Annotated in this window: 28 protein-coding genes, 2 tRNA genes, 1 other RNA gene and 1 pseudogene; 11 read left to right on the top strand and 21 right to left on the bottom strand. The window is 72.5% G+C overall.

Annotation, left to right across the window (positions count from 1 at the left end):
- Positions 1-22: 22 nt before the first annotated feature.
- From H9645_RS03305 to H9645_RS03360, 12 genes and pseudogenes are all read right to left on the bottom strand, one after another.
- Positions 23-382 (bottom strand): PilZ domain-containing protein, encoded by a 360-nt coding sequence (locus H9645_RS03305; RefSeq protein WP_189496658.1) that lies wholly within the window; start codon positions 380-382, stop codon positions 23-25.
- Entirely contained in the window at positions 379-1,422 is a 1,044-nt protein-coding gene (locus H9645_RS03310; protein ID WP_191728279.1) for a DNA polymerase III subunit delta', read from the bottom strand. The genes H9645_RS03305 and H9645_RS03310 overlap by 4 nt, the downstream gene beginning before the upstream one ends.
- A complete protein-coding gene (gene tmk / locus H9645_RS03315; RefSeq protein ID WP_191728280.1) occupies positions 1,419-2,060 on the bottom strand; it encodes a dTMP kinase in 642 nt (213 codons plus the stop codon). The genes H9645_RS03310 and tmk overlap by 4 nt, the downstream gene beginning before the upstream one ends.
- Entirely contained in the window at positions 2,057-3,103 is a 1,047-nt protein-coding gene (mltG, locus tag H9645_RS03320) for an endolytic transglycosylase MltG (RefSeq protein ID WP_191728281.1), read from the bottom strand. Before mltG ends, tmk begins: the two co-directional genes overlap by 4 nt.
- Before the next feature lie 75 nt (positions 3,104-3,178).
- Positions 3,179-4,420: pseudogene (locus H9645_RS03325) on the bottom strand (chorismate-binding protein); the annotation flags it as partial.
- A gap of 334 nt (positions 4,421-4,754) precedes the next feature.
- A complete protein-coding gene (gene fabF, locus H9645_RS03330; protein ID WP_191728283.1) occupies positions 4,755-5,990 on the bottom strand; it encodes a beta-ketoacyl-ACP synthase II in 1,236 nt (411 codons plus the stop codon).
- A gap of 122 nt (positions 5,991-6,112) precedes the next feature.
- A complete protein-coding gene (gene acpP / locus H9645_RS03335) occupies positions 6,113-6,352 on the bottom strand; it encodes an acyl carrier protein (RefSeq protein WP_133000863.1) in 240 nt (79 codons plus the stop codon).
- Between the two features lie 112 nt (positions 6,353-6,464).
- Complete coding sequence (fabG, locus tag H9645_RS03340; protein ID WP_191728284.1) at positions 6,465-7,208, bottom strand: 3-oxoacyl-ACP reductase FabG; 744 nt, start codon at positions 7,206-7,208, stop codon at positions 6,465-6,467.
- A 177-nt stretch (positions 7,209-7,385) separates the two neighbouring features.
- A complete protein-coding gene (fabD, locus tag H9645_RS03345; protein ID WP_318240483.1) occupies positions 7,386-8,330 on the bottom strand; it encodes an ACP S-malonyltransferase in 945 nt (314 codons plus the stop codon).
- A gap of 227 nt (positions 8,331-8,557) precedes the next feature.
- A complete protein-coding gene (locus H9645_RS03350; protein ID WP_191728286.1) occupies positions 8,558-9,550 on the bottom strand; it encodes a beta-ketoacyl-ACP synthase III in 993 nt (330 codons plus the stop codon).
- A gap of 8 nt (positions 9,551-9,558) precedes the next feature.
- A complete protein-coding gene (gene rpmF, locus H9645_RS03355; RefSeq protein WP_189496675.1) occupies positions 9,559-9,753 on the bottom strand; it encodes a 50S ribosomal protein L32 in 195 nt (64 codons plus the stop codon).
- 57 nt (positions 9,754-9,810) lie between these two features.
- Complete coding sequence (locus H9645_RS03360) at positions 9,811-10,335, bottom strand: YceD family protein (protein WP_191728287.1); 525 nt, start codon at positions 10,333-10,335, stop codon at positions 9,811-9,813.
- A gap of 134 nt (positions 10,336-10,469) precedes the next feature.
- Between H9645_RS03360 and H9645_RS03365 the strand changes: the two genes are divergently transcribed.
- The gene (locus H9645_RS03365; RefSeq protein WP_191728288.1) at positions 10,470-10,832 is read left to right on the top strand and encodes a hypothetical protein; all 363 of its coding nucleotides are present in this window, start codon (positions 10,470-10,472) and stop codon (positions 10,830-10,832) included.
- 5 nt (positions 10,833-10,837) lie between these two features.
- Positions 10,838-11,410, top strand: a complete 573-nt coding sequence (locus tag H9645_RS03370) for a Maf family protein (protein ID WP_191728289.1) — start codon at positions 10,838-10,840, stop codon at positions 11,408-11,410.
- 4 nt (positions 11,411-11,414) lie between these two features.
- On the opposite strand, the gene H9645_RS03375 is transcribed toward H9645_RS03370, so the two are convergent.
- A complete protein-coding gene (locus tag H9645_RS03375) occupies positions 11,415-13,271 on the bottom strand; it encodes a glycosyltransferase family 39 protein (RefSeq protein WP_191728290.1) in 1,857 nt (618 codons plus the stop codon).
- Between the two features lie 47 nt (positions 13,272-13,318).
- Here H9645_RS03375 and H9645_RS03380 point away from each other — a divergent pair, with 47 nt between their 5' ends.
- Genes H9645_RS03380 through H9645_RS03395 form a run of 4 tightly spaced genes read left to right on the top strand, consistent with a single transcriptional unit; the run spans position 13,319 to position 17,703 of the window.
- On the top strand, positions 13,319-14,272 hold the full coding sequence (locus H9645_RS03380) for an AAA family ATPase (RefSeq protein WP_191728291.1): 954 nt from the start codon (positions 13,319-13,321) through the stop codon (positions 14,270-14,272).
- Between the two features lie 2 nt (positions 14,273-14,274).
- Complete coding sequence (locus tag H9645_RS03385; protein ID WP_425490190.1) at positions 14,275-15,252, top strand: DUF58 domain-containing protein; 978 nt, start codon at positions 14,275-14,277, stop codon at positions 15,250-15,252.
- Positions 15,245-17,188 carry a transglutaminase TgpA family protein gene (locus H9645_RS03390; protein ID WP_191728292.1) on the top strand — a complete coding sequence of 648 codons (1,944 nt, stop codon included), beginning with the start codon at positions 15,245-15,247 and terminating at the stop codon, positions 17,186-17,188. Before H9645_RS03385 ends, H9645_RS03390 begins: the two co-directional genes overlap by 8 nt.
- 35 nt (positions 17,189-17,223) lie before the next feature.
- Positions 17,224-17,703 (top strand): Slp family lipoprotein, encoded by a 480-nt coding sequence (locus tag H9645_RS03395; RefSeq protein WP_191728293.1) that lies wholly within the window; start codon positions 17,224-17,226, stop codon positions 17,701-17,703.
- A gap of 9 nt (positions 17,704-17,712) precedes the next feature.
- Here the strand turns inward: H9645_RS03395 and H9645_RS03400 are convergent, their stop codons facing one another.
- From H9645_RS03400 to dnaX, 4 genes are all read right to left on the bottom strand, one after another.
- Positions 17,713-18,060 carry a histidine triad nucleotide-binding protein gene (locus tag H9645_RS03400; RefSeq protein ID WP_191728294.1) on the bottom strand — a complete coding sequence of 116 codons (348 nt, stop codon included), beginning with the start codon at positions 18,058-18,060 and terminating at the stop codon, positions 17,713-17,715.
- Positions 18,061-18,146: 86 nt separating this feature from the next.
- Positions 18,147-18,743, bottom strand: a complete 597-nt coding sequence (gene recR, locus H9645_RS03405; RefSeq protein ID WP_191728295.1) for a recombination mediator RecR — start codon at positions 18,741-18,743, stop codon at positions 18,147-18,149.
- Between the two features lie 28 nt (positions 18,744-18,771).
- Positions 18,772-19,092 carry a YbaB/EbfC family nucleoid-associated protein gene (locus H9645_RS03410; protein WP_191728296.1) on the bottom strand — a complete coding sequence of 107 codons (321 nt, stop codon included), beginning with the start codon at positions 19,090-19,092 and terminating at the stop codon, positions 18,772-18,774.
- A 2-nt stretch (positions 19,093-19,094) separates the two neighbouring features.
- Positions 19,095-21,047: a DNA polymerase III subunit gamma/tau gene (dnaX, locus tag H9645_RS03415; RefSeq protein ID WP_191728297.1), complete on the bottom strand. Its 1,953-nt coding sequence runs from the start codon at positions 21,045-21,047 to the stop codon at positions 19,095-19,097.
- A 135-nt stretch (positions 21,048-21,182) separates the two neighbouring features.
- On the opposite strand from dnaX, the gene H9645_RS03420 reads away from it, so the two are divergent.
- Positions 21,183-21,275: transfer RNA gene (locus tag H9645_RS03420), tRNA-Ser, on the top strand.
- A 49-nt stretch (positions 21,276-21,324) separates the two neighbouring features.
- An RNA gene (ffs, locus tag H9645_RS03425) (signal recognition particle sRNA small type) lies at positions 21,325-21,421 on the top strand.
- Positions 21,422-21,435: 14 nt separating this feature from the next.
- On the opposite strand, the gene H9645_RS03430 is transcribed toward ffs, so the two are convergent.
- Both H9645_RS03430 and H9645_RS03435 read right to left on the bottom strand, forming a co-directional pair.
- Positions 21,436-22,194 carry an MBL fold metallo-hydrolase gene (locus H9645_RS03430; protein WP_191728298.1) on the bottom strand — a complete coding sequence of 253 codons (759 nt, stop codon included), beginning with the start codon at positions 22,192-22,194 and terminating at the stop codon, positions 21,436-21,438.
- 2 nt (positions 22,195-22,196) lie between these two features.
- Positions 22,197-22,958: a 3-deoxy-D-manno-octulosonic acid kinase gene (locus H9645_RS03435; protein WP_191728299.1), complete on the bottom strand. Its 762-nt coding sequence runs from the start codon at positions 22,956-22,958 to the stop codon at positions 22,197-22,199.
- 19 nt (positions 22,959-22,977) lie between these two features.
- On the opposite strand from H9645_RS03435, the gene H9645_RS03440 reads away from it, so the two are divergent.
- A complete protein-coding gene (locus H9645_RS03440; RefSeq protein WP_225217926.1) occupies positions 22,978-24,033 on the top strand; it encodes a glycosyltransferase family 9 protein in 1,056 nt (351 codons plus the stop codon).
- Between the two features lie 14 nt (positions 24,034-24,047).
- Here H9645_RS03440 and H9645_RS03445 read toward each other — a convergent pair whose 3' ends face one another.
- Entirely contained in the window at positions 24,048-24,455 is a 408-nt protein-coding gene (locus H9645_RS03445) for a DUF6165 family protein (RefSeq protein WP_191728300.1), read from the bottom strand.
- 109 nt (positions 24,456-24,564) lie between these two features.
- Here H9645_RS03445 and H9645_RS03450 point away from each other — a divergent pair.
- Together H9645_RS03450 and H9645_RS03455 are read left to right on the top strand one after the other, a co-directional pair.
- Positions 24,565-24,655: transfer RNA gene (locus tag H9645_RS03450), tRNA-Ser, on the top strand.
- Positions 24,656-25,040: 385 nt separating this feature from the next.
- Positions 25,041-25,745, top strand: a complete 705-nt coding sequence (locus tag H9645_RS03455; RefSeq protein WP_191728301.1) for a PP2C family protein-serine/threonine phosphatase — start codon at positions 25,041-25,043, stop codon at positions 25,743-25,745.
- A 64-nt stretch (positions 25,746-25,809) separates the two neighbouring features.
- Here the strand turns inward: H9645_RS03455 and dnaQ are convergent, their stop codons facing one another.
- Positions 25,810-26,541 carry a DNA polymerase III subunit epsilon gene (gene dnaQ / locus H9645_RS03460; RefSeq protein ID WP_191728302.1) on the bottom strand — a complete coding sequence of 244 codons (732 nt, stop codon included), beginning with the start codon at positions 26,539-26,541 and terminating at the stop codon, positions 25,810-25,812.
- Positions 26,542-26,552: the final 11 nt, after the last annotated feature.

The raw sequence follows: 26,552 nt of genomic DNA on the forward strand, positions 1-26,552 counted from the left end.
GACAGGGCATCCGCCGGCCGCGCTACATCGTGTGCGTGGCCTTGTCCGCGTTCAGCGAGCCGGCCAGCAGGGTCTCGATCCGGCCCTTCACGTTCTCGCCCTCGGCGGTGTCGGCGAACTGCACGCCGATGCCGGCGGTGCGGTTGCCCTGGGCGCCGGGCGGCGTCACCCAGACCACCTTGCCGGCTGCGGGCAGGCGCTCGCTGGACTCGGGCAGGGTCAGCAGCACGAAGACCTCGTCGCCGATGAAGTAGCGCCGCGTCGTCGGCACGAAGATGCCGCCGTGCTTGAGATACGGCATGTAGGCCGCGTACAGCTGGGCCTTGTCCTTGACCGCCAGCGACAGGATGCCCTGCCGCGCGCCGCCACCGGTTGCACTCATCGCGTCACTCCACTTGCGTTCCCGCCCGCGGCGTCGCGCCATGCGAGCAGCAGGTCCACCACCGCGAGGTCGGCGCGGACCGTGCTGCGCAGCAGTTCGCGCGTGCGGTTGGCGCTGTCGAACCAGGCGGCCAGCTTCCGGATTCGCGCCGGATCGGTCAAGCCGGTGGCCTCGTCGCGGGCCACGTCGGCGGCGTGCAGCAGGCGCTGCGTGGCCTGCTCGTCGGCGGTCCAGGCCTTGGCGACCTCGAGCGGCGAGGCGCTGCCGCCCGCCAGCTTCGACAGGTCGGCCGCGACTTCGCGGCGCAGCGCCATGCCGCCGTCGCGCAGCCAGGCGTCGGCCAGGCCGGGATGGCCGCGCGCGGCGGTCAGCGCCTCCGCGGCGGCGCCGTCGGCGTGTCCCTGCGCGCGCAGCCAGGCCACGGCCTCGTGCGCCGGCGGGAGCCGGAACTCAAGGCGCTGGCAGCGGCTGCGGATGGTCGCGGGCAGGCGCGCGGGATTCGCGCTCAGCAGCCACAGGTAGCGGCCCGGCACCGGCTCCTCCAGCGTCTTCAGCAGCGCGTTGGCGGCGGCTTCGTTCATGTCGTCGGCCGGGTCGATGATCGCCACCTTGGCATCGCCGTACTGCGGCGTGGTGGCCAGGCGCGCCGACAGCTCGCGCACCTGGTCGACCGGGATGACCGTGAGCTGCCGCGGCGGCGACGGCGTCAGCCGCCACGCATGGCCGACGAAGATCGCATCGGGATGGCCGGGGTGGCCCCAGGGATGCGAGGGCGAACCGTCGGGCCGCTGCTCCACCGGATCCTTCTGCGCGCGCGCGCGGTACAGGGCGCATGACCGGCACTGGCCGCAGGGGCGCGCGGCGGCGTCCGGCGACAGGCACAGCACGCGCTGCGCAAGCCGCTCGGCGACCAGGCGCTTGCCCAGCATCGCCGGGCCGCAGAACAGCAGCGCGTGGCCCATGCGCCCGGCATCGATCGCCGTGGCCGCATGGTCGTGCATGCGCTGCTGCCAGGGCGCGAGCGGCAGGTCGTCGTTCATGCCCTCTCCGCGAAGGCCCGCAGGGCCGCGACCGCGTCGGCCACGACCTGCTCGACCGCGCGCGAGGCGTCGACGACGCGGAAGCGCTGCGGCTCGGCGGCGGCCCGCGCCAGGAAGGTCGCGCGCGCGCGCTCGAAGAAGGCCGCGCGCTCGCGCTCGATGCGGTCCGGCCGTGGATCCCGGCCCTGGATGCGCTCGCGGCCCTGCGCGACGTCGAGGTCGAGCAGCAGGGTCAGGCCGGGACGGATGCCGACCACGCGACGCTCCAGCGCCTCGATGAAATCCGCATCGAGCCCGCGCCCCCCGCCCTGGTAGGCGTAGCTCGAATCGGTGAAGCGGTCGCACAGCACCCAGGCGCCGCGCTCCAGCGCCGGCAGCACCGTCGTACGCACGTGCTGCGCGCGCGCGGCGAACATCAGCAGCAGCTCGGTGTCCGCCGCCACCGCTTCGTCGTCGGGCTGCAGCAGCAGGGCGCGGATCTTCTCGGCCAGCGGCGTGCCGCCGGGTTCGCGGGTCACCACCACCTCGCGGTCGCCGGCCTCGAGCGCAGCGCGCAGCGCGGCCAGCACCGTGGTCTTGCCGGCGCCCTCGCCGCCTTCCAGCGAGACGAAGCGCGGATGCAGGGGCAGCGCGCTCATCGCGGCCCGTGCCGTTCGCGGTAGCGCTGCACGTACTGGCGCACGGCGGCGTTGTGCGCCTCGAGCGAAGGCGAGAACACGTGGCGGCCGCTGCCGTCGCCGACGGCGACGAAGTACAGCGCATCGCCCTCCTCCGGCTGCGTCGCCGCGCGCAGCGCATCGGCGCCGGCCATCGCGATCGGGGTCGGCGGCAGGCCGTCGCGGGTGTAGGTGTTGTACGGCGTGTCGGCCTGCAGGTCGCTGCGGCGGATGTTGCCCGCATACGCGCTGCCCATGCCGTAGATGACCGTGGGATCGGTCTGCAGGCGCATGCCGATACGCAGGCGACGGGTGAACACGCCCGCGATCAGCGGGCGCTCTTCGGCGATGCCGGTCTCCTTCTCCACGATCGAGGCCAGCACCAGCGCCTGCTCCGGCGTATCGATCGGCAGGTCGTCGGCGCGCGCCTCCCACGCCGCCGCCAGGGCGCGGTCGAGGTCGTCGGCGGCGCGCTCGAGCAGGTCGACGTCGGTGTCGCCGCGGTCGTAGGCATAGGTCTCGGGCAGGAAGCGGCCTTCCGGATGCACGCCCTCGCGGCCCAGCATCGCCATCAGCGCCGCGTCGTCGACCTCGTGCAGGGTCTGCACCAGCGGCGTGGCGCGGCCGAGGGCGGCGCGCAGCTCGCGGATGTTCCAGCCTTCGACGATGGTGAAGTGGTGGCGCACGACCTTGCCGTCGCGCATGTGCCGCAGCAGTTCGCCGGCGGTGATGCCGGGCTCGAGCGCGTATTCGCCGACCTGGATGCGGCCGCCGGTGCCGAGCTGGCGCGCGAGCAGGCGCCATTCCAGGTCGCGGCCGGCGTCGATGCCCTGTTCGCGCAGGCGCGCGACCACGCTGCGCAGCGTGTCGCCGCGCTCGACGACCAGGTTGTCGCCGGCCTCGACGCCCGCCAGCGGTGCGTTGGCGAAGTCCTGGTAACTGCTCCAGGCCCACCAGGCCGCCGCACCGGCGACCAGCGCCGAGAGCAGGAACAGGACCAGGACGATGCGCTTGAGCGCCTTCATGGCACGCGCCGCGCGGGGCGGTGATCGGGGGTCGGATGCATGCGCCGAAGGATACCGTGCCGACCGTGGCGCCGGTCAGGCACCGATCGCCTGCAGCATGCCGCGGGCCTTGGCGCGGGTCTCGTCCAGTTCGTGCGCAGGGTCCGAATCCGCGACGATGCCGGCGCCGGTGCGGAAGCGCAGCGTGTCGCCCGCCACTTCGGCGCTGCGGATCAGGATGTTGAGGTCGAGGTCGCCGCTGCGGTCGAGCCAGCCCATCGCGCCGGTGTAGGCGCCGCGGCCGACGCCCTCCAGCTCGGCGATGATCTCCATGCAGCGCACCTTCGGCGCGCCGGTGATCGTGCCGCCCGGGAACACCGCGCGCAGCACCGCGCCCGGGGTCGCGTCGTCGCGCAGGCGGCCGCGCACGTTGCTGACGATGTGGTGCACGTGCGCGTAGCTCTCCACCACCATCAGCTCGTCGACCTCGACGCTGCCGCCGCGGCAGACGCGGCCGAGGTCGTTGCGCTCGAGGTCGACCAGCATCACGTGCTCGGCGCGCTCCTTGGCGTGGCCGATCAGCTCGCGGATGCGGCCGGCGTCGTCGTCGCCGGGCAGGCGCGGACGGGTGCCGGCGATGGGGCGGGTCTCGACCAGGTCGCCGCGCACCGAGACCAGGCGTTCGGGCGAGGCGCTGACCACGGCGCCGGCTTCGCCCAGGTCGAACAGGCCGGCGAAGGGCGCCGGATTGGCGCGGCGCAGGCGTTCGTACAGCGCGGCCGGCGCCAGCGGCGCGTCGAAGCGCGCCTGCCAGCCGCGGGACAGGTTGACCTGGAAGACGTCGCCGGCGCGGATGTAGTCGAGCGCGCGGGAGACGGCGGCGGTGTAGGCCTCGCCGGGGGCTTCGGCGCATTCGAGCAGTCGAGGCCAGCGGGCGTCGTCGGTCGGACCCGCGGCCTCGCCGGCTCCCGCCATCGCGCCGGCCTGGGCACTGGGCACAGGCGCATCGCGCGCGGACGCCGTGCCGCCCGCTCCAGCCGGCACCGGCTGCAGCAGCATCGCCACGTCGTCCAGCAGCGCCTGCAGCAGCACTTCGGCGCCGTCCTCGGCGACGGCCACCATCTCGCCGCTGACGCAGTCGCGCAGCACGGCCGCGGGACAGCGGCAGGCCACCGCCACCGGCAGCGCGCCCGGTGCCGCCGGCAGGCGCAGCACCGGCTCCACCTGCGCGGCCAGCTCGTAGCCCAGCAGCAGGGCCCAGCCGCCCTGGAAGGGCCAGGGGGACGCGTCCGCCGGTCGACGAAGCACCCGCCAGTCGGCGTCGAGGGCGTCCAGGAAATCGTGGTCGACGGCGTGGCGCCCGGGAGGTGCAGCATCCCGGCCGGGCACGCTGTCGTCCGCCTCCGCGGCATCGATCCCGCCGATCCCGGCATCACCAGCGGCAACGCCTTCGCGCAGGACCCGCCCATCGCGACCAAGCACCAGGCGCCCGCCATCGGCCGCCAGCAGCATGTCCCAACGCCCGTGCGCGGTGCCCGAGGCCACCGATTCCAGCAGCAGCGGATAGCGCGCGGGCGCACGCTGCTGCAGCGCGAGCAGGTCGAAGCCGTGCGCCAGCGCGCGGACGTGGGTCATGTGCGGGCCTCGCCGCCCGTCGGGGCGGCGCCGTGGATCAGATGCGGCGGAAGACCAGGCTGCCGTTGGTGCCGCCGAAGCCGAACGAGTTCGACATCGCGACGTCGACCTGCGCTTCGCGCGCCGTGTGCGGCACGTAGTCGAGGTCGCAGCCTTCCGAAGGATTGTCGAGGTTGATGGTCGGCGGAATCACGCCGGTGTGCAGCGCCATCGCCGAGAACACCGCCTCGACGCCGCCGGCGGCGCCCAGCAGGTGGCCGGTCATCGACTTGGTCGAGCTGACCATCACCTTGCGCGCATGCTCGCCGAGCACGCTCTTGATGCCCATGGTCTCGGCGAGGTCGCCGGCCGGGGTCGAGGTGCCGTGCGCGTTGATGTAGCCGACCGCCGACGGATCGATGCCGGCGTCGCGGATCGCGGCGACCATGCAGCGCGCGCCGCCCTCGCCGTTCTCGCTCGGCGCGGTCATGTGGTAGGCATCGCCGCTCATGCCGAAGCCGGCCAGCTCGGCATAGATGCGCGCGCCGCGCGCCTTCGCGCGCTCGTACTCCTCGATGACGAGGATGCCGGCGCCATCACCCATGACGAAGCCGTCGCGGCCCTCGTCCCAGGGACGCGAAGCGCGCTGCGGATCGTCGTTGCGGGTCGACAGCGCCTTCATCGCGCAGAAGCCGCCCAGCGAGGTCGGGGTGGTGGCGAACTCGGCGCCGCCGGCGATCATCGCGTCGGCGTCGCCGTACTGGATCATGCGCATCGCCAGGCCGATGTTGTGCGTGGCGGTGGTGCAGGCGGTGACCGCGGCGATGTTCGGACCCTTGGCGCCGGTCATCATCGACACCTGCCCGGCGATCATGTTGATGATCGTGCTGGGCACGTAGAACGGCGAGATCTTGCGCGGACCGGCCTCATGCCACTTGATCGCGGTTTCCTCGATGCCCTTCAGGCCGCCGATGCCCGCGCCGATGGCCACGCCGACGCGCTCGGGATCGGCCGCGACGTCCAGGCCCGCGTCCTGCAGCGCCATCATCGCGGCGGCGACGCCGTAATGGACGAAGGGGTCCATCTTCTTGACGTCCTTGGCCGCGATCCACTGCGTGGGATCGAAGCCCTTGACCTCGCCGGCGATGCGCGTGGCGAACGCCGACGCGTCGAAATTGGTGATGGGGCCGATGCCCGAGCGGCCGTCCACGATGCCCTGCCAGGACGAAGCCAGGTCATTGCCGAGGGGCGACAGGATGCCGAGGCCGGTGATGACGACGCGACGCTTGGACATGGGGACTCCGGACGGTTGTGCGTGCTGTGCGATGCGCGCCGCGACGGCGCGCCGGAAACGCCCGAGGCCGCATCAGCGGCCCCGGGTTGTGCATTCGGTCGGCGCATCCGCGCCGCCGGCGATCAGGCCTTGACGTGGGCCTTGATGTAGTCGATCGCCTGCTGCACCGAAGTGATCTTCTCGGCTTCCTCGTCGGGGATCTCGCACTCGAACTCTTCTTCGAGGGCCATCACCAGTTCGACGGTATCGAGGGAATCGGCACCCAGGTCGTCGACGAAGGAGGCGCTTGCGCTGACCTCGTCTTCCTTGACGCCCAGTTGTTCGACGACGATCTTCTTGACGCGCTCTTCGATGCTGCTCATGTGTTGTTGGCTCCGGTGGAGGCTGTTGCGGTGGGTAGTGTAAGGGATTCGGTCCGGGGCGGTACTGCCCGTCGGCTCCCCTTTCGATTCAAGGGCTTGGCGCCCGGGTGCATCACGGCATGTACATCCCGCCGTTGACGTGCAGGGTCTCGCCGGTGATGTAGCCGGCGTCCGGGCCGGCCAGGAAGGCGACGGCGCGGGCGATGTCGGAAGGCTCGCCGAGGCGGCCGAGCGCGATCTGCTGTGACATCGCCGCCTTCGCGTCCTCGGGCAGGTCACGGGTCATGTCGGTGGCGATGAAGCCCGGCGCGACCACGTTCACGGTCACGCCGCGGCTGCCGATTTCCTTCGCCAGCGACTTCGAGAACGCGATGATGCCGGCCTTGGCCGCGGCGTAGTTGGCCTGGCCGGCATTGCCGGTCACGCCCACCACCGAGGCGATGTTGATGATGCGGCCCTTGCGCGCCTTCATCATCCCGCGCATCACCGCCTTGCTGCTGCGGTAGACGCTGGTGAGGTTGGTGTCGAGGATGGCCTGCCAGTCCTCGTCCTTCATCCGCATCAGCAGGTTGTCGCGGGTGATGCCGGCGTTGTTGACCAGGATCGAGAGCGCGCCCACGTCCTTGCCGATGGACTCGATGAGTGCCTCGACCGCGCCCGCCACCGACACGTCGAGCACGCGGCCGTGGCCACCCTGCGCGCCGAGCCGCTCGCCAATGGCCTTCGCGCCGCCCTCGCTGGTCGCGGTGCCGATCACCGTCGCGCCGCGCGCGGCCAGTTCGTCGGCGATCGCCGCGCCGATGCCGCGGCTGGCGCCGGTGACCAGCGCGATCTCGCCCTTCAGTTCCTGGGTCATATCGTTCCTGCCTGTGTCAGTCAAAAGCGTTTGCCACGGATGAACGCGGATCACGCGGATTTACACGAATAGAGCAAAAAAAAAGAAGAGCGCATGGGCCCATGCTTGCAGCGAACCACCCTGCTCCTGCCTTATCCGCGTAAATCCGCGTGATCCGCGCAAATCCGTGGCAAAAGATCAGCTCTTCCATTCCGCCAGCGCCGCGTCGAAGTCGGCAGCGGTGCCGAGCGCGCGGGCGTCGAGGGTCTTGTCGATGCGCTTGGCCAGGCCGGTCAGGACCTTGCCGGGGCCGCACTCGGCGATACGGGTGGCGCCGCGGCCGGCAAGTGCCTGCACGCAGCCGGTCCACTGCACCGGGAGGTAGAGCTGGCGCACCAGCGCATCGCGGATGGCCTGCACGCCTTCGTGCACTTCGGCATCGACGTTCTGCACCACCGGCAGCGAAGGATCGCGCCAGGCGAGGCCGGACATGGCTTCGGACAGGCGGTTGGCGGCCTCGCGCATGAGCGGGGTGTGCGAGGGCACGCTCACGGCAAGCTTGACCGCCTTGCGCACGCCCTTCGCGGCCAGCAGCTCCAGCGCGCGGTCGACCGCGGCCGCATGGCCGCCGATCACCACCTGGCCGGGCGAGTTGAAGTTCGCGGGCACCACCACGTCGTCAGCCGATGCCTCCGCGCAGGTTTTGCGCACCAGCGCGTCCTCGGCGCCGATCACCGCGGCCATCGCGCCGGTGCCGGCCGGCGCGGCGTCCTGCATCAGCTGGCCGCGCAGGCGCACCAGGCGCGCGGCGTCGGCTAGCGGCAGCGCGCCGGCGGCCACGAGCGCCGAGTACTCACCGAGGCTGTGGCCGGCCAGCAGCGACGGCATCGCGCCGCCGGCCGCCTGCCATGCGCGCCACGTCGCGACGCCGGCCGCCAGCAGCGCCGGCTGCGTGAACTCCGTGCGGTCGAGGCGACCATCGGCCGCGTCCTGCGACAGCGCCCAGAGATCGACGCCCGCGCCTTCGGAGGCTTCGGCGAAGGCCTCGCGCACCACCGCATGCACCTCGGCCAGGTCGGCGAGCATGCCGGGCGACTGCGAACCCTGGCCGGGAAACACGAAAGCAAGCTGGGAACCGGTCACGCGCACATCCATTCGAAAAAAGCCGGGCGATGATAAGCGCGAACCCCCCGCTCCGTCTGTACCCGCCCGTATTGACGCCAATCCCGCCCCGCCTGACATCGTCGCGATCGCCGGATGGGTTGATGGAGCGAAAGCACTACCACGGATGAAAAAGTTCTCCCGCCACGCCCCAAAAAAACAAAGGGCCGCGACATGCGCGGCCCTTGCGTGGAACGGTGCGGCGTGGCTCAGTAGCGCAGCAGCGCGGAGCCCCAAGTGAAGCCGCCGCCGAAGGCTTCCAGCAGCAGCAGCTGGCCGCGTTCGACCTTGCCCGAGCGCACCGCTTCGTCCAGCGCCAGCGGCACCGAGCCCGAGGAGGTGTTGCCGTGCCGGTCGACGGTGACGACGACGCGCTCCATCGGCATGTCCAGGCGCTTCGCCGTGGCTTCGATGATGCGCAGGTTGGCCTGGTGCGGGATCAGCCAGTCGATCTCGTGGCGGTCGATGCCGTTGGCCTCGAGCGTCTCCTCGACGATCGCGTCCAGCGCCTTGACCGCGTGCTTGAAGACGTCGCTGCCGGCCATGTTGATGCGCACGCCGGCGTTCTTCTCGCCTTCCTTGAAGCCGACCGACACGCCCACCGGGTTCCACAGCAGTTCCTTCTTCGCGCCGTCGGCGTGGAGGTGGGTGCTGAGGATGCCGGTCTCGGTGTCGGCCTTGAGCACCACTGCGCCGGCGCCGTCGCCGAACAGCACGCAGGTGGTGCGCTCGCTCCAGTCGACCATGCGGGTGAGCGTTTCCGACCCGATCACCAGCGCGGTCTTCACCGAGCCGGAGGCGATGAACTTCTCGGCCACGCTGAGCGCGAAGATGAAGCCCGAGCAGGCGGCGTTGACGTCGAACGCGGGACAGCCGGCGATACCCAGCCGGGCCTGCACCAGGCAGGCCGTGGACGGGAACACCAGGTCCGGCGTGGTGGTGCCGACCACGATGAGCTCGATCTCCGAGGCATCGGTGCCCGCCGCTTCCAGCGCGCGCAGGGCGGCATGCACGGCCAGGTCGCCGGTGGTCTCGCCCTCGGCGGCCACGTGGCGCTGGCGGATGCCCGTGCGCGCGGCGATCCACTCGTCGGACGTGTCGACGAACTTCGCCAGGTCGTCGTTGGTCAGGACCTTGGCCGGCAGGTAGCTGCCGGTTCCGGCGATGCGCGCGTACACGCGCGGCACGGGGGATTCGCTCATTTCGCGAATCAGTCTTCTTCGACGACGCGGGTCTTCGGCACGATGACCTGACGGCCGCGGTAGAAGCCGTCGGCGGTCATGTGGTGGCGGATGTGCGTCTCGCCCGAGGTCGGGTCCGTCGACAGCTGCTTCGCGCTCAGCGAATCATGGGCACGGCGCATGCCGCGGCGGGAGGGGGACACTCGGGACTTCTGAACAGCCATGGGATTGCTCCAGCAACGAATTCGGGACGATCGGGACGATCGGGACGATCGGGTACATCACGTGTTCTTTTTCAGCGCCGCCAGTGCCGCGAACGGATTGGCCTGCGCCTCCTCGTCGTCGGTGACCGGCCAGTCACGATCGACGCTTTCCGATCCGGGCGACACCGGCACCACCGGCACTGCCAGGATCAACTCATCCTCCACCAGGTCCGCGGGGCGAATGGCGCCGTCCTCGCCCACCTCGAGGACTTCGTAGCCCTCCGGCAGCGCGGCCTCGGCGACCTCGGCCTCCTCGTCCCCCGCCCGCAGCAGCCCCAGCCGCTGCACCACCGCCACCGGATGCACGAAGCGCTGCAGCGTACGCTGGCAGAGCAGCGGCAGCTGCGCCTCGATCCCCAGTTCGACGTAGGGCACCCGCAGCGCGTCGCGGTCGAAGGACAGCGTGAACGCCACGTCGCCCTCGGCGTCGACCAACAGCTCGCGCAGGCGCGGCAGGGCGGACAACGGCAGGCGGCCGGCGAACTCGCGACGGGCCGCGACCATGCGCCAGGCGTCGAGTACTTCGGGCACGTCTGCGGACATAAGCCGCGGAATGTTATGCCTCGGATGCACCCATGTCAAACCGCCGGCATCCCGGCAAACCCTTGTCGCCGCGGGCAATTTGCCTCGCGCGAGGGTCCCGCGGCAGACTGCGGGGCCCCACCGGAGACCCGCGATTGAGCCTGATACCGCTGCTGATCGCGATCGCCGTGGCCTTGGCGGCCTGGCTCCTCTTCCGCCGGCGCAGTGGCCACGACCGCCACCGGCGGGCGCTCGCCGGCGTGCTTGACGCCGCGGATGCCCTCGAGGCCCGCCTGCGCACCGCGCGCAGCGAGATCGAGGCGGTGGCCGGGGACGGCGCCGACCCGGTGCGCGAGGCCATGCAGGAAATGCTGCGCCAGCGCCTGTGGCTGCAGCAGCACGGCTCATCGGCGTCCACCGGCCAGCTCGACGCCGTGCGCGACTCCATCGACGCCGCCCGCTCGCGCATCGACCACCAGCTGGGCCGCATCGAGCGCGCCCGGGCGCCGCTGCCGTGAGCGCCATGCCACGCCTGGTACTGGCCTCGACCTCGCGCTATCGCAGCGAGCTGCTGGCGAGGCTGCGGTGGCCCTTCGACACCGTGCGCCCGGAGGTCGACGAGACGCCGCTGGCGGACGAGACCCCGCAGGCACTGGCCCTGCGACTGGCCGTGGCCAAGGCCTCGACGGTCGCCACTCAGCGGCCGCGTGACTGCGTGATCGGTTCCGACCAGGTCGCCGACTTCGACGGCCGTCCGCTCGGCAAGCCGGGCGGACGCGAAGCGGCGGTCGCCCAGCTGATGGCGATGTCGGGCCGCAGCGTGGCCTTCCGGACCGCCGTGGCGGTCGCGGTGGACGGTCGCGTGGCCAGCGCCCTGGACACCACCGTGGTGCGCTTCCGCGACCTCGCACCGGGCGAGGTCGAACGCTACGTCGACCTCGAGCAGCCCTACGACTGCGCCGGCAGCTTCAAGTCGGAGGGCCTGGGGATCACGCTCTTCGACGCCATCGAGACCGGCGACCCCACCGCACTGGTGGGCCTGCCGCTGATCGCCACCGCGCGCCTGCTGCGCGAATCGGGCCTCGCCCTGCCCTGATCCCTCAGCGCGGGGCCTCGCGGGAGGCCTCGATACGCTGCTCCGACCAGTCCTCGACGCTGCCGTCGCGCCCGTGCAGGCGCAGGCCGAGCCAGTGCGTGCCTTCGCTGCCCGGCGGCAACTCGACCTTGGCGGAGAAGCCGACATCGGGATGGCCCGGATCGGTGGAGATCTTCCAGTACCGCGCCACGCCGGGGCTGGGGAGCCCGTACGTGGCCTCGGCGACCACGCGGCCGTCGAGCAGGATCTCCACGCGTTCGATGCCGACGCCGTCCTTGAAGGCCCAGCCCTGGACCGTGAAGTCGCCGCCGACCCGGGCATTCGCCACGGGGGCGTCGACCCAGGCCATCGCCGGGAGCGTGCACGCCGCGCCGGGGTCGCGCGGCCCGCCTTCGATGGCGAACAGCAGGAAGCGGGTGCGGCCGTGGTCGACGTTGAGCACGCGCGGCGGCGGCAGCGGACCGAAGCGGCGGCACAGCGCGTGGTAGCGCAGCAGCAGGTGCTTGTACTCGACCTCGCTGGCCGCGATCACCAGCAGCACCGGACCGCCGAGATCGGTGGCGCCGGTGGCCTCCAGGTTCCAGAGGCGCAGCTGCGGGGCGCGGCCGTGCTGGCGGTTGACCGGATGCTCCAGCACCTCGATGGCGGCATCGTCGAGCGCGAAACCCAGCTCGGCCCCCACCTTGAAGTTGTCGGCCACGACGCGGGTGCCTTCGGGCATGCCGTCGCGGACCTCGCGCACGCCGTCGGCGAGCACGTCCCAGCCGGCGAAATTCGACGGGTACCACTTCATCGCCGCGGTGCGCGCGCGCAGGTCGGGCACGGAGACGAAGGCGTAATAGCCCAGCACCGCGGCCAGGCCGAGGCCCGCGCCTGCCCAGGTGAGCACGCGCAGCCAGCGCGGCCAGGCCAGGAGCAGGGTCGGCAGCAGCGGCAGCAGCGCGACCAGCCCGGGCAGCGGCCAGTGGAAGCTCACGCGCTCGGTGTCGGCGAAGAAGCCGAGCACGAAGAAACCCAGCACCACCAGCCCGCCGCACAGCGCGATGAAGCGCACCGGCCCGCTGTCGTCGCGGAGGCCACGGGCTCCGGCCCACAGCAGGGCCACGAACAGCAGCGGCGTGGCCAGCAGCGCCTGGATCGCGATGAACCAGATACCGTCCCACTGCCAGGCCCAGGGATGGCGGTCGACCAGCTGGAAGCGCAGGCCGGCCTCGGCGTTCTCGAAGTTCCAGGCCAGCAGCGGCGTCCACGCCGCGATGCCGAAGGCGATCGCGATCCACAGCCGCGGGTCGCGCAGTGCCTGCCGGCCCTGCGGCAGCGCCAGCAGCGCGAGCGCGCCGACGCCGATCACCGCGGCGAAGCGGTAATGGCTGAGCGCGCCGATGGCGAGCCCCAGCGCGAGCTGCAGCGCGGCGCCGTAGCCGACGCCCCGCAGCAGGCGCGCGCCGGCGTCCAGGCACAGCAGCGTGGCCAGCACCATCGCCGTGTCCGGCAGCGCCATCAGGCCCAGCGAGCCCGACAGCGGCAGCAGCAGCGTGGCGATGCCCGCGAGCCAGCCGTGGCGCTCGCCGGACTCGCGCGCGGTCACCCGCACCACCAGCCACGGCACCAGCGAGGCCAGCAGCAGGAACGGCATGCGCAGCGCCAGCGTGCCTTCGCCGAAGACGGTGGTGCCGATGCGGATCAGCCACGCGGTGAGGCCGGGAAGATCGGAATACGCCCACGCCAGGTGGCGACTCTCCTGCCAGTAGAACGCCTCGTCCACGAACAGCGGCAGGCGCGCGGCGACCACGGCCTTGAGCAGCAGCAGCGCGCACCAGAGCGCGACGAATGTCGCGCGCGCATCGATCTTTTCCCGCATCCTGCAACGACCTCGCTACACTTCGACCGAGCCACACGGAGCCCGGCATGACAGCCCAGTCCGCAAATCCGGACATGCTACCCGACGCACTGCGCACGGCCCTGCAGGATGCGCAGGCGCAGGTGAATTCACTGGTACTGGGCAAGCAGCAGGCGGTCCGCTTCGCCTTCACCGCCCTGCTCTCGGACGGCCACCTGCTGATCGAGGACCTGCCCGGACTGGGCAAGACCACGCTGGCGCACGCCCTGGCCGCGACCCTGGGCCTCGGCTTCCAGCGCGTGCAGTTCACCTCCGACCTGCTGCCGTCCGACATCGTCGGCGTGTCGGTCTACGAGGCCCAGGGCGGGGGCTTCAGCTTCCATCCCGGGCCGGTGTTCGCGCACGTGCTGCTGGCCGACGAGATCAACCGCGCGCCGCCGCGCACGCAGAGCGCGCTGCTCGAGGCCATGGCCGAGCACCAGGTCACCGTGGACGGGACGACCCACGCGCTGCCGCGGCCGTTCTTCGTCATCGCGACCCAGAATCCGGTCGACCTGGCCGGCACCTACCCGCTGCCGGATTCCCAGCTCGACCGCTTCCTGCTGCGCCTGCAGCTGGGCTATCCCGATCCCGAGGCCGAGCGCGCGCTGCTGGCCGGCAGCGATCGCCGCCACCTGATCGCGCAGGCGGCGCCCGTGCTCGGCGCCGACCAGGTGCTGCGCCTGCGCGAGGCCGTGCTGGCCGTGCATGCCAGCGACGCGCTGGTGCGCTACGTGCAGGCGCTGCTGGAACGCAGCCGGCACCACGCCGGCGTGCGCGTGGGCCTGTCGCCGCGCGCGGGCATCGCCCTGCTGCGCGCGGCGCGCGCGCACGCGCTGCTGCTCGGCCGCGGCCATGTCCTGCCCGACGACATCCAGGCCCTGTTCGGCGCGGTCGCCGCACACCGCCTGGTGGGCGATGCCGACGCCGGCGACGCCGCGGCGCTGGCACAGGCGATCCTGCACGCCGTCGCGGTCGACTGACCGTGGCGCGCGGGCGGCTGTCCGGCCTGCGGGCGCGCCTGGAGGCGCTGGCGCGGCCGCGCGGGCCCGAGCCGCTGCCGGTGGCGTTCGATCGCCGCCGCATCTACGTCCTGCCGACCGCCTTCGGCGCGTTCTTCGTCGTGCTGCTGGCCGTGATGCTGGTCGGCGCGCTCAACTACAACAACAATCCCGCCCTGCTGCTGGCGCTGCTGCTGGGCGGGGCGGCCAACACCAGCCTGTTCGCCGCGCACCTGCAGCTGTCCGGACTGGCGGTGACGGCGGTCGACGCCGAGCCGGTCGCGGCCGGATCGCCGATGGCGCTGCGCGTGCACCTGCGCGCCGATCCGGCGCGCGCGCGCCGAGGCCTGCGGCTCCGGCTCGGCGACGCCATTGCCACGGCGTCGCTGGTCGACGGCGCCGGCGAAGCCCGACTTGCCCTGCCGACGCGGCGCCGCGGCTGGCTGCACCCGGGGCGGATCACCGTGTCCACCACGCGCCCGCTCGGCATCGCGCGCGCCTGGGCCTACGCCTGGCCCTCGGCGCCGCTGCTGGTGTATCCGCGACCGGAAGCCGACGGACCGCCGCTGCCGCTGGGCGCCGGAGACACGGCGCAGGCACGCCTGCATCCCGCGGGCGACGACGTCCACCACCTGCGCGCCTACCGCCGCGGCGATTCGCGGCGCGCCATCGCCTGGAAGCCCTCCGCACGCCATGGCGCGCTGCTGGTGCGCGAGTACGAGCAGCCGCAGGGCGCGGACGTCGTGCTCGACTGGTCGACGCTCGTGCTGGCGCATGAGGACCGCATCCGCCGCCTGGCGCGCTGGGTCGACGAGGCCGAGCGCGAAGGCCGCCGCTACCGCCTGCAGCTCCCGCGCCAGGCGATCGGTCCGGCCAGCGGCCCGGCACACCGCCACGCCTGCCTGCGCGCGCTGGCGCTGCTGCCGCCGGCGGACCCCGGCGCGGGGACGCACGATGGCTGAGCCGGCGCGGAGCCTCCCGCTCGATCCCCAGGCCCGCGCCTGGACGCTGGCCGCGGCCGCGGCCTGCCTTCTGCCGCTGCTGCTGCAGCTGCCTGGGCCGCTGGCGGTGGCCCTGGCGGCGGTGTCCGCGGTGGTGGGCGCGCTGTCCTGGTGGCACCGGCTGCCGGCGCCCCTGCGCCTGGCGCTGTCGCTGGCCGTGGTCGCGCTGGTGCTGGCGCAGTCGCGCTTCTCCTTCGGGCGCGACACCGGCTGCGCCCTGCTGGCGGCCATGCTTGCGCTCAAGCCGATGGAGCTGGTGAGCCTGCGCGACGCGCGCAGCCTGCTCGGCTTCGCCCTGTTCGCGCCGTTCGCGACCTTCCTGCTCGACCAGGGACCGGTGAGCCTGGTGCTGGGCCTGGCCGCGGCCCTGCTCGCGCTGGCGGCCATGCTCCGGCTGGCCGAGCTGGAAAGCGGCGAGACCGCCGCGCTGCGCCCGCGCGAGCGCCTGCGCCGCGTCGGCGCCATGGTCGCGATCGGGCTGCCGCTGGCGCTGGCCGCGTTCTGGCTGTTCCCGCGCATGGCCACCCCGCTGTGGGGCGTGCCGGAGCGCGCGATCACCCGCACCGGCCTGTCCGACACCATGCGCCCCGGCGACTGGGTCGACATGATGGTCGACGACCGTCCCGCGCTGCGCGCCACCTTCGATGGCGTCGCGCCGCCGACCTCGGAGATGTACTGGCGCGGTCCCGTGCTCTTGGACTACGACGGCCGCGAGTGGAGCGCCTCGCGCTGGTTCAGCGCCCTGCCCCCGGCCGCGGTCGAACACGGCCCCACGCGATACCGCTACGAGCTCGAGGTCGAGCCGACCGAGCGCCGCATGCTGGTCGCGCTCGAGCTGCCGCTGGCCGCGCCGGACGGCGTGCAGCAGGGCTACGACCACACCCTGTCCACGCGACGCCCGCTGACCGCGATCACGCGCTGGCGCATGCAGTCGGCCGCGCCGAGGACGTTCGACGCCGGGCTGCGCCCGGTCCTCCGCCAGGCCGCCCTGCGCCTGCCCGAGGGCTTCAACCCGCGCACCGTCGCGCTCGCCCGGCAGTGGCGCGCGGAGGCCGGCGACGGCGCGCAGGCCGATGCCGCGATCGCCAATCGCGCGCTGGAATGGATCCGCGGCGAGTTCGGCTACACGCTGACCACGCCGCTGCTCGGCCGCCACGCCGTCGACGAATTCCTGTTCGAGCAGAAGCAGGGCTTCTGCGAGCACTTCAGCGGCGCCTTCGTGGTGTTGATGCGCGCCGCCGGCGTGCCGTCGCGCGTGGTGACCGGCTACGTCGGCGGCTACCGCAATCCCTTCGGCGATTACTGGATCGTGCGCAATTCCGATGCCCACGCCTGGGCGGAGGTCTGGCTGCCGGAGCGCGGCTGGGTGCGCGTGGATCCGACGGCCGCGGTTGCACCCGAGCGCATCTATGACACCGTCGCCGACCGCGCTTCGCGCAGCCCCGGCGGACTGCAGGCGCTCGCGCCGATGGTCGACATCGGCGACTGGATGCGCCGCGGCTGGAACGACCTGGTGCTGGGCTTCGACGCCGGACGCCAGCAGCGCCTGCTGCACGCCTTCGGCGGCGGCGACCTCGGCAGCCGCCAGCTGGTGCTGCTGTTCGCGCTGGTCGCCGGGCTGGCGCTAGCCGCGATGCTCTGGATGGTGGCCCGCGGCGAACGCGAGCGCGATCCGGTGCTCCGCGCCTGGCACCGGCTCGGCGCCCGCTACGCGCGGCTGGGGCTGGCGCGGCACCGCCACGAGACGGCCTCCGACTGGGCCGCGCGCGTGGTCGCGCTGCGCCCGCGCTCGGCGTCGCTGCTGCCGCTCACCGCGCGCTTCAACGATTGGCGCTACGCTCCGGCCCAGGACGGGGCGCGCGACCTGCTGCGCGACCTGCGCGCCCACCGGCCGTGAGCGCGGCCGACGCCCGGACCCCAACGGAGATTCCCATGCGCACCACCCTTCTCGCCCTCGCCGCGGTCGCGCTGCTCGGCGCATGCGCGTCTCAGCCGAAGCCCCTGCAGGGCGAATACGCCGCGCTGACGCCGCGCGATGCCGCCGGAACCGACGCCACCGGCAGCCCCGTGCGCTGGGGCGGGCGCATCGTCCAGGTCGAGCCGCGCGCCGACAGCACCTGCTTCGAGATGGTATCCACGCGTCTGGACCACTACGGCCGCCCGTACTGGGCCAGCGACGACACCGGCGGCCGCTTCATCGCCTGCCGCGCCGGCTTCTACGATCCGGCGGTGTTCGAGGTGAACCGCGAAGTGACCTTCACCGGGCGCCTGGCCGGGCACGAGAGCCGCAGCATCGGCGGCTACAGCTACCGCTTCCCGCTGGTGGACGCGGACATCGTCTACCTGTGGCCCAAGCGCGAGCGCAGCCTGATCACGCGGCCGGCGCCGTGGCCGTGGTGGGGCTACTGGTAAGCCGGCCGGTCAGGCGGGCGTACCGAAGCGCCCGAGCGGCGCGCCCGCCAGCAGGTGCAGGTGGATCTGGAACACGGTCTGCCCGCCGTCGTCGTTGCAGTTCATGACGATGCGGTAGCCGTCTTCGGCGAACCCTTCCTTCTTCGCATACGCGGCCGCGGCCAGCGCCAGCCGGCCGACGACCTCGGCCTGCCCGGCCTGCAGGTCGTTCAAGGTGGCCACGTCCACCTTGGGCACGAACAGGACGTGCACCGGCGCCTGCGGCGCGATGTCGCGGAACGCGATCAGGTGCTCGTCCTCGTAGACGATGTCGGCGGGAAGCTCGCGCTTGATGATGCGGTGGAAGATGGTGCTCATCGCGAAGACCTGGCAGCGGACGTTGCCGCGATGGTAGCGCTTCGCTTCGACCGGCACGCCGCCGCGGCCGACGCCGGCCGCCGGCCTCAGGCCATCTCGCCGCGGCTGCCGAAGGCGTGCGACAGCGTGCCGCGATCGACGTACTCCAGCTCGCCGCCCAGCGGCAGCCCGTGCGCGGGACGGCTCGGGCGCACGCCGTGCTGGCGCGCGAGCTGCGCCAGGTAGTGCGCGGTGGCCTCGCCTTCCACCGTCGGGTTGGTGGCGATGATGAGCTCCTGCACCTCGCCCTGCGCCAGGCGCTCGCCAAGCTGGTGCAGGCCGAGCTCGCGCGGACCGATGCCGTCGAGCGGGCTGAGCCGGCCCTGCAGCACGAAGTACAGGCCGCGGTAGCCGGTGGCCTGTTCGATCGCCAGGCGGTCGGCCGGCGACTCCACCGCGCACAGCAGCTGCGCGTCGCGCGAGGCGCTGGCGCAGGTCGGGCACAGCGGCGTCTCGCTGAAGTCGCGGCAGCGCTCGCAGTGGCCGATCTTCTCCACCGCCTCGCCCAGCACCTCGGCCAGGCGCCGGCCGCCGTCACGGCCACGCTCGAGCACGTGGTAGGCCATGCGCTGCGCCGTTTTCTGGCCGACACCGGGCAGCACCCGGAAGGCCTCGACCAGCTGTTCGAGGAGGGGGACGCTCATGCGGAGATACGGCTGCCCGGGCCCTGGATCAGAACGGCATCTTCATGCCGGGCGGCAGCGGCATGCCGGCGGTGGCCGCGCCCATCTTCGCCTGCGACTCGGCGTCGACCTTGTTGCTGGCGTCGTTGAAGGCGGCGGCGATCAGGTCTTCGGCCATCTCCGGGTCCGACAGCACGCTCGGGTCGATGCGCACCTTGCGGCACTCCTTGGTCCCGCTGAGGGTGATGCTGACCATGCCGCCGCCGGCGCTGCCGGTGACTTCGATGTTGGCCAGTTCGGCCTGCGCCTTCTGCAGGTTCTCCTGCATCTTCTGCGCCTGCTGCATCAGCTGGGCGATGTTTCCACGCATGTCTAGTGCTCCTGTTCCTGGATCGGTCGTATCGAATCCGGCACCAGGCGCGCGCCCTGCTCCACCAGGCGGCGCACGTGCGGATCGTTGTGGAAAGCGGCTTCGGCGGCGCCCTGACGCTCGTCGCGCACGCGCTCGTTGCGCGCGTGCAGGGTCTCGCCGGAGGGCGCGCCGGCCTCGAAACGGATCTGCGGCGGCGCGCCCCAGCGAGTGCCCAGCGCGGCCGCCAGCTGCTGCACCAGGAAGGGCGCGCGCAGGTGGTCGTCGGACTCGGGCAGCGACAGGCGCAGCACCTCGCCCTCGCGCGCGATGAACGCCGAGCTGGCGGCCAGCTCGCGCACCGGGCCGCGGAGGTCCAGCGCGGCGACCAGGTCGGGCCAGGTTCCGGCATCGAGCGACGCGGCCGTCGCCTCCGCCCGCGCCGGCGAAACCGATGCTGCCGCGGCGGCAGGTCGCGGCGCGGGGCGCGCGGGGGCGGCAGCGACGGCGGACGCGCGCGGCGCTTCGGCACGCTGCGCCGGCGCTTCCGGCCAGGGCGGCGCATCGTCGAACGGCGCAGGCGCAGGTGCGGGCTGGTGCACGACCGGCGAAGGCGCGGGCGGCGGCATCGACAGCTTGTGCGCCGAAGTGGGGGTTGCCGGTGCCGGCGCGCGATCCTGCGCCCGGACATCGGTGTCCGGGATGCGACCCGGCGAAGGCGACGATGTCGGCGCTGGCGGCTGGGCGGGCACGTCGGCGCGTGCCGAAGCCGCGCCTTCAAGCGCCGCGCGCGCGGCCGCAGCGGCCGACCGCCCCGAACCCGCCCCCGCACCGGCGCCGCTGGCGGCACTTCCGCCCGCCGCCGGCGACGCACCGATTCCCCCCTCGCCCGGCCGGAACGCGAGCATGCGCAGCAGGCTCATCTCGAAGCCGACGCGCGCGCTGGGCGCGAGGGCGATGTCGCGGCGGCCGGAGACCGCCATCTGGTACCAGAGCTGGACCAGCTCGGGACGCAGCGACGCGGCCAGCGCATCGACGTCGACGCCGTCGGCCTCGACCTCGCTGCCCGGCACCAGCTGCTTCACCTGAATCCGGTGCAGGGCTTCGGCCAGCGCATCGAGCACGCCGCCCCAGTCGGGGGAGAATCCGGCCAGCACCTCGATCGTCGCCATCAGCCCGGCGCCGTCCTCCTGCGCAAGCGCCGACAGCAGCGCCGCCACCCTGGTGCGGTCGACCGAGCCCAACATGGTCGCGACCGCCTGGTCGGTCAGGGCGGCGCCGGTGCCGGCACCGCTGTAGGCGATGGCCTGGTCGAGCAGCGACAGCCCGTCGCGCAGGCTGCCGTCGGCCGCCTTCGCCAGCTGGCGCACCGCGCCTGACTCGGCCTCGATGCCCTCGGCGCCGAGGATCTTCGCGATCTGGCCGCGGATCTGCTCCTCCTCCAGGCGCTTGAGGTTGAACTGCAGGCAGCGCGACAGCACCGTTACCAGCAGCTTCTGCGGGTCGGTGGTGGCGAACAGGAACTTGACGTGCTCCGGCGGCTCCTCGAGCGTCTTCAGCAGCGCGTTGAACGCCGCCTTCGAGAGCATGTGGACTTCGTCGATCAGGTAGACCTTGTAGCGGCCGCGCGAGGGCATGTACTGCGCGTTGTCGATCAGGTCGCGCACGTTGTCGACGCCGGTGTTCGACGCCGCGTCGATCTCCAGCAGGTCGATGTAACGGCCGGCGTCGATGGCCTGGCAGGTCTCGCACTCGCCGCAGGGGTCGCTGGACGCGCCGCGCTCGCAGTTCAGGCTCTTGGCGAAGATGCGCGCGATCGTGGTCTTGCCCACGCCGCGGGTGCCAGTGAACAGGAAGGCGTGGTGGACGCGGCCGGAATCGAGCGCGTTGACCAGGGCGCGGACGACGTGTTCCTGGCCCACCAGCTCGGCGAACCGCTTCGGGCGCCACTTGCGGGCGAGGACGAGGTAGGACATGAGGGACATTCTGCCACGCGGCGGGCGGGCGTTCGGCGCCTCCGCGATGGTTCCTTGTCGATACAGGCGGCGGAGCGCTAGAATTGCCGGCCCCGTGCGCCGCGCCAAGGCAGGCATGACGTCCGGGCCAGGTGCGGAGAGGTGTCCGAGTGGTTGAAGGAGCACGCCTGGAAAGTGTGTAAGCGTCTAAACCGCGCTTCGGGGGTTCGAATCCCCCTCTCTCCGCCAGTTCCAGGGGCACGCCGCAAGGGCCTGCCAGCAGGTTTCCATGGTGGCCCCGTCGGCCCCTCGCGACGCTAGGTCGAAAACCCCGCCAGGGCCGGAAGGCAGCAACGGTATCGATCGACGCGGGTGCCGAGGCCAGTCGGCGGGGCTGCCACCCACCTCCTCAGGATGCCGGCGCCGGGTGCAGCCGGGGTTCGGCGAGTGCGAACGCCTCCCCTGGTCGCGCGACGCGATGGCCGCGTGCGCGCAGCGCCTCGCCGTCGGCCTCGCTGGCGTAGTGGTAGAGCACGCAGCGTGCGAGCAGTTCCGGAGGGTACTCGCGCTCCAGGTCATCGATGCCGGTATGGGACGGATTGCCCACCAGGCCGCAGTCGTGCGCGACCAGCTCGCCCTCGCCGGCCGCCGCCGCCAGGACCTCCGGGATCGGACGCGTATCGCCGGTCCAGGCCAGGCTGCCGCGCAGGCGCAGGCCGAACGCGGTGCGCGGCCAGTGGTGGCGCGATTCGAACACCTCCAGGCGCACGCCGTCATGCCAGAAGGCATCTCCGACGGGCACCACGCGGAAGGCGTCCCAGAAGTTCGCCCCGCCTTCGGCCAGGGCATTCGGGTAGGCGGCCACGCGCCGGTGCAGCAGCGGCAGCACGTCGACCGGCACGTACAGCGGCATCCGCCCGCGCCGCGCCGGATCGAAATAGTTGGCCACGAACAGGCGCTCGAAGCCGGCGACGTGGTCGAGGTGGACATGGGTGACGAACATCGCCGGGGGCGGCTCGCCGTAGTGCGCGAGGTACGCCGTCAGGCCTTCGGCGCCGCAGTCGATCGCCAGCCACGGCGCGCCGTCGCGCTCGATGGTCGCCATCGGCGAGCCCAGCGCCACCGCCGACGCGCTGCCCACGCCCTGGAAGCGCAGCGTCCAGGCCATGCTCAGAAGCCCTTGTCCCACTGCGCGTCGTAGCCGGCGCGCAGGCGCGCGAAGTCGGCGCGCACGTCGGCTTCGTCGCGCGCGCCGCGCAGCTTGAGCAGCGAGCGCTGCAGGCGCGCCAGGTTGCGCTCGCGCCAGGCGGTTTCGGGGATGTGCATCCGGCCGCGGTCGAAGTCGATCAGCCAGCCCTTGCCGGCCTCGTCGTAGAGGATGTTGTGCGCGTTGAGGTCGGCATGGTCGAGGCCCTCGCGGTGGAAGCGCGCGACCAGCCGGCCGGTCTCCGCCCATGGCACGGTCGCGGGATCGGCGGCGGCCAGGTCGGCCAGCGAACGCACGCCCACCAGACGCTGCATCAGGATGGCGGCGGTATAGGTCAGGCCGTCGCGCACGTAGGAGGCCGCGATCGGCTGCGGCACGGGCAGGCCGCGTCGGAGCAGTTCGCGCAGCAGCCGGAACTCCACGAAGCTGCGCGCGCGGTTGGCGCCGCGCCAGAGGTGGCGGTCGCGGTTGAGCGGCGCGACCAGGCCGCCGCGCAGGTAGTGGCGCAGCACGGTCGGCCCGTTGCTGGTGTCGTCGATGAACCAGGCCCCGCCGCGGCCGCTGCCGGACACCGGGACCGCGCGCGGGCCCCAGGCCCCGGGATCGAACCAGCGCGGGTCGGCTTGCCGCAGCTGCGTCCGGTCGAACAGAATCGAGCCCGCGCCGCGTCCTCCGGGACCGGCGCGGAACGGCGTCAGGCTCTCGGCGGCGTCGAACACTGCCATCCGCCGGAGTCTAGCAAGCTTGCAGCCACAACCCGATCCGCCGCGCTCGATCTGCCTGCTGCGCCTGTCCGCGCTAGGCGACGTCACCCACGTGCTGCCCCTGGTGCACACGCTGCGGCGCGCCTGGCCGGACGTGGCGCTCACCTGGATCATCGGCAAGGGCGAGCAGCGCCTGCTCGAGGGCCTGCCGGGCGTCGAATTCATCGTCCACGACAAGAAGAGCGGCCGCGAGGGCATGCGCGCGCTGCGCCGCGAGCTCGCCGGCCGCGACTTCGACGCGCTGCTGCTGATGCAGCTCGCGCTGCGCGCCAACCTGCTTTCGCGCGCGGTGCGGGCGCGGCGCCGGATCGGATACGACCGCGCGCGCTCGAAGGAGCTCCATGGCCTGTTCGTCAACGAACGCATCCCGGCCATCGCCGACGGCCACGTGCTGGACGTGCTGGGCGCTTTCGCCCGGCCGCTGGGCCTGCACCAGGACCGCATCGAGTGGAGCCTGCCGGTGCCCGCCGACGCCCGCGAATGGGCGCACGCGCAGTGGCCCGACGACGGCCGCCCGACGCTGGTGGTCTCCCCCTGCTCCAGCCACCCGCTGCGCAACTGGAGCGCGGAACGCAACGCCGCCGTGGCCGCGCACGCGGTGGCGCAGGGCTGGCGCGTGGTGCTGTGCGGCGGCCGCAGCCAGCTCGAACGCGACACCGCGGACGCGATCCTCGCCCGGGCCGGCGTGCCGCTGCTCGACCTCGTCGGCAAGGACACCCTGAAGCAGCTTCCGGCGCTGCTGGAGCGCGCCGACCTGGTGATGACGCCCGACTCCGGCCCGACCCACATCGCCAACGCCATGGGCACGAAGGTGCTGGGCCTGCACGCCGCGACCGACCCCGCGCGCAGCGGTCCCTATTCCGACCGCCGCTACTGCGTCGACCGCTACGACGAGGCCGCGCGCCTGTACCTGCGGCGGCCGGCGTCGGCGCTGCGCTGGGGCACGAAGATCGAGCGCGAGGGCGTGATGGACCTGGTCAGCGTGGACGATGCGATCGGCGCCTTCGAGCGCTACCGCGCCGACCACCCGCGCTGAGCCCGGGGCGGCGTTCAGCCCTCGGAACCACTCCGGTAGTCCTGGTAGGACTTCTCTTCGACGTAGCTGGAGCCCAGCGCGAGATTGATCGCCTTCTTGATCCGCGCGCGCTCGTCGTTCTGCATGTACACGCTGCGCGCCAGCTCGACGAAGGCCTGGTCGAAGGACCCGGCCTTCTCCTTCAGCCGGACCTCGTCCTCGATGTCCCAGAGCCGCTCGTTGACCGCCTTCAGATCCGCGCGCAGGCGGGCGACATCGCCGCCGGCGGCGGGGTGCGCCATCCAGGTCTTCTCCAGCGCCGACAGCTCGCGGCGGACGTTGGCCAGCTTGGCCTCGTCGCTCATGCGCTCGGACTTGATCTGCAGGATCGAGATCTTGTCCAGCAGCTCGCCGAAGGAGACGGGGACGGTGATTTCGGACATCGGGGACCGCCGGGGCGTCGGAGGGGCCGGCCAGTGTAGCGCTTCGCCTTGTCGCCGCTGCCCGCGGCCCGTATCATTGCGCCCCCGGCCTCGCGGTCGGGGACACCCCGGAGAGGTGGCAGAGCGGTTGAATGTACCTGACTCGAAATCAGGCAGGCGTTAATAGCGCCTCGGGGGTTCGAATCCCCCCCTCTCCGCCAGATACGCAAAGCGCCCCGAAAGGGGCGTTTTGCGTATCTGGCGGAGAGGGGGAATCTGATTCAACCCTCCGGTTCGACCCGACGGCGCGCCAGCGCCGCAGGGCGCCCGGCCAAAGGCCGGGCCATCCCCACCGGCCAGGTGCCACGGAAGACAGCGCAGCGCGGCACTGCCGGGCTCCACCCCACGCACATCGCCGCGCATGCTCCTCCGCGCGCATTCCTCCCCGCGCATGACACCATCGACCAATCCCACGCGCCGTCCACACCGCGTATACCATCCCCACATCCGATTCCGCCGCCGCCCGCACTGCATGCCCGCTGACCTCCGCCGCCCGCCGCTTCCGTTGTTCCATCCAGCCCACCCGGGAACCGCCGCGGCCAGCGCATGATCGAATTCGGCCATCTCACCCACGTCGGCCTCCGACGCGAACTCAACGAAGACACCTATTACGGCGACAGCGAGCTGGGCCTGTGGCTGGTCGCCGACGGCATGGGCGGACACGAGTACGGCGAGGTCGCCAGCGCGCTGGCGCGCGAGGCGATCGTGCGCGAGACCCGCCAGGGGACGCCGCTCGCCCAGGCGATCCGCATCGCCGACGAGGAGATCATCGGCGCCTCGCGCAGGCGACAGGACGCCCTGCCGATGGGCACCACGGTGGTCGCGGCGCGGGTGACGGGCAGCCGCTTCGAGGTCGCCTGGGTCGGCGACAGCCGCGTCTACCTGTGGCGCGACGGCAAGCTCGCGCAGCTGTCGCAGGACCACAGCTACGTCCAGGAACTGATCACCCAGGGCGCGATCAGCATCGACCAGGCGCGCAGCCATCCGCAGCGCAACGTGGTCACCCAGGCGCTGGGCGTGACCGATCCGCAGTCCCTCAACGTCGAGACCATGTCCGGCGAGCTCAGCCCCGGCATGCAGCTGCTGCTGTGCAGCGACGGCCTGACCGAGGAGGTGGACGACCGCGCCATCGCCCGGGTGCTGGCGCATGGCGAATGCAGCGCGCAGGAGTGCGTCGACGGGCTGGTGGCCGCGGCGCTGGACGGCGGCGGCTCGGACAACGTCACCGTGGTGCTGGTCCGCCGGCACTGAGGCGCCGGCGCGGCGCATGACGCGCCGGCGCCGCGGGGCCGCAATGATCGGGCCGCAGCCGTGGCTACGGGGCGGTGGCCTCGAGGGCGGGCGCGCCGACCTCGTCCCACAGCGCCGTTCCGGCGCGTCCGCGGATCACGGCGACGCGCGCCAGGTGCGCCTCGAGTTCGACCGGATCCACCGCCACGCGCGGCCGCGGGGCCAGCGCCCCGGGGCGCGGCAGGTCGATGCGCACCACCGAAGGCTCGGGCATGGCCGGGCCGGCCAGGCCCAGTTCGGTCTGGCCCGAGGTCAGCGCCAGATAGACCTCGGCCAGGAGCTGGGCGTCGAGCAGCGCGCCGTGCAGCTGGCGGGCGGCATTGTCCACGCCCAGGCGGCGACAGAGCGCGTCGAGCGAGTTGCGCTGGCCGGGGAAGCGCTGGCGCGCCAGCTCGAGCGAGTCGAGCACCGTGGCGCGGTCGGTGATCCGGCCGCGGCCATCGAGCATCGACAGCTCGTAGTCCAGGAAGCCGACGTCGAACGCCGCGTTGTGGATGACCAGCTCGGCGCCCTCGATGAAGTCGAGGAACTCGTCGGCGATCGCGGCGAACCGGGGCTTGTCGGCCAGGAAGTCGAGCGTCAGGCCGGTGACTTCCTGCGCGCCCGGCTCGAATTCGCGGTCGGGATGGATGTACTGGTGCCAGGTGCGTCCCGTCGGCCGGCGCTCGACCAGTTCAACGCAGCCGATCTCGACGACGCGGTTGCCCTTGCGCCATTCCAGGCCGGTGGTTTCGGTGTCGAGGACGATCTGGCGCATCGGTGGTCGTG

Origin of the sequence: Luteimonas colneyensis, from assembly GCF_014836665.1 — a bacterium.
GTDB classification, from domain to species: Bacteria; Pseudomonadota; Gammaproteobacteria; order Xanthomonadales; family Xanthomonadaceae; genus Luteimonas; species Luteimonas colneyensis.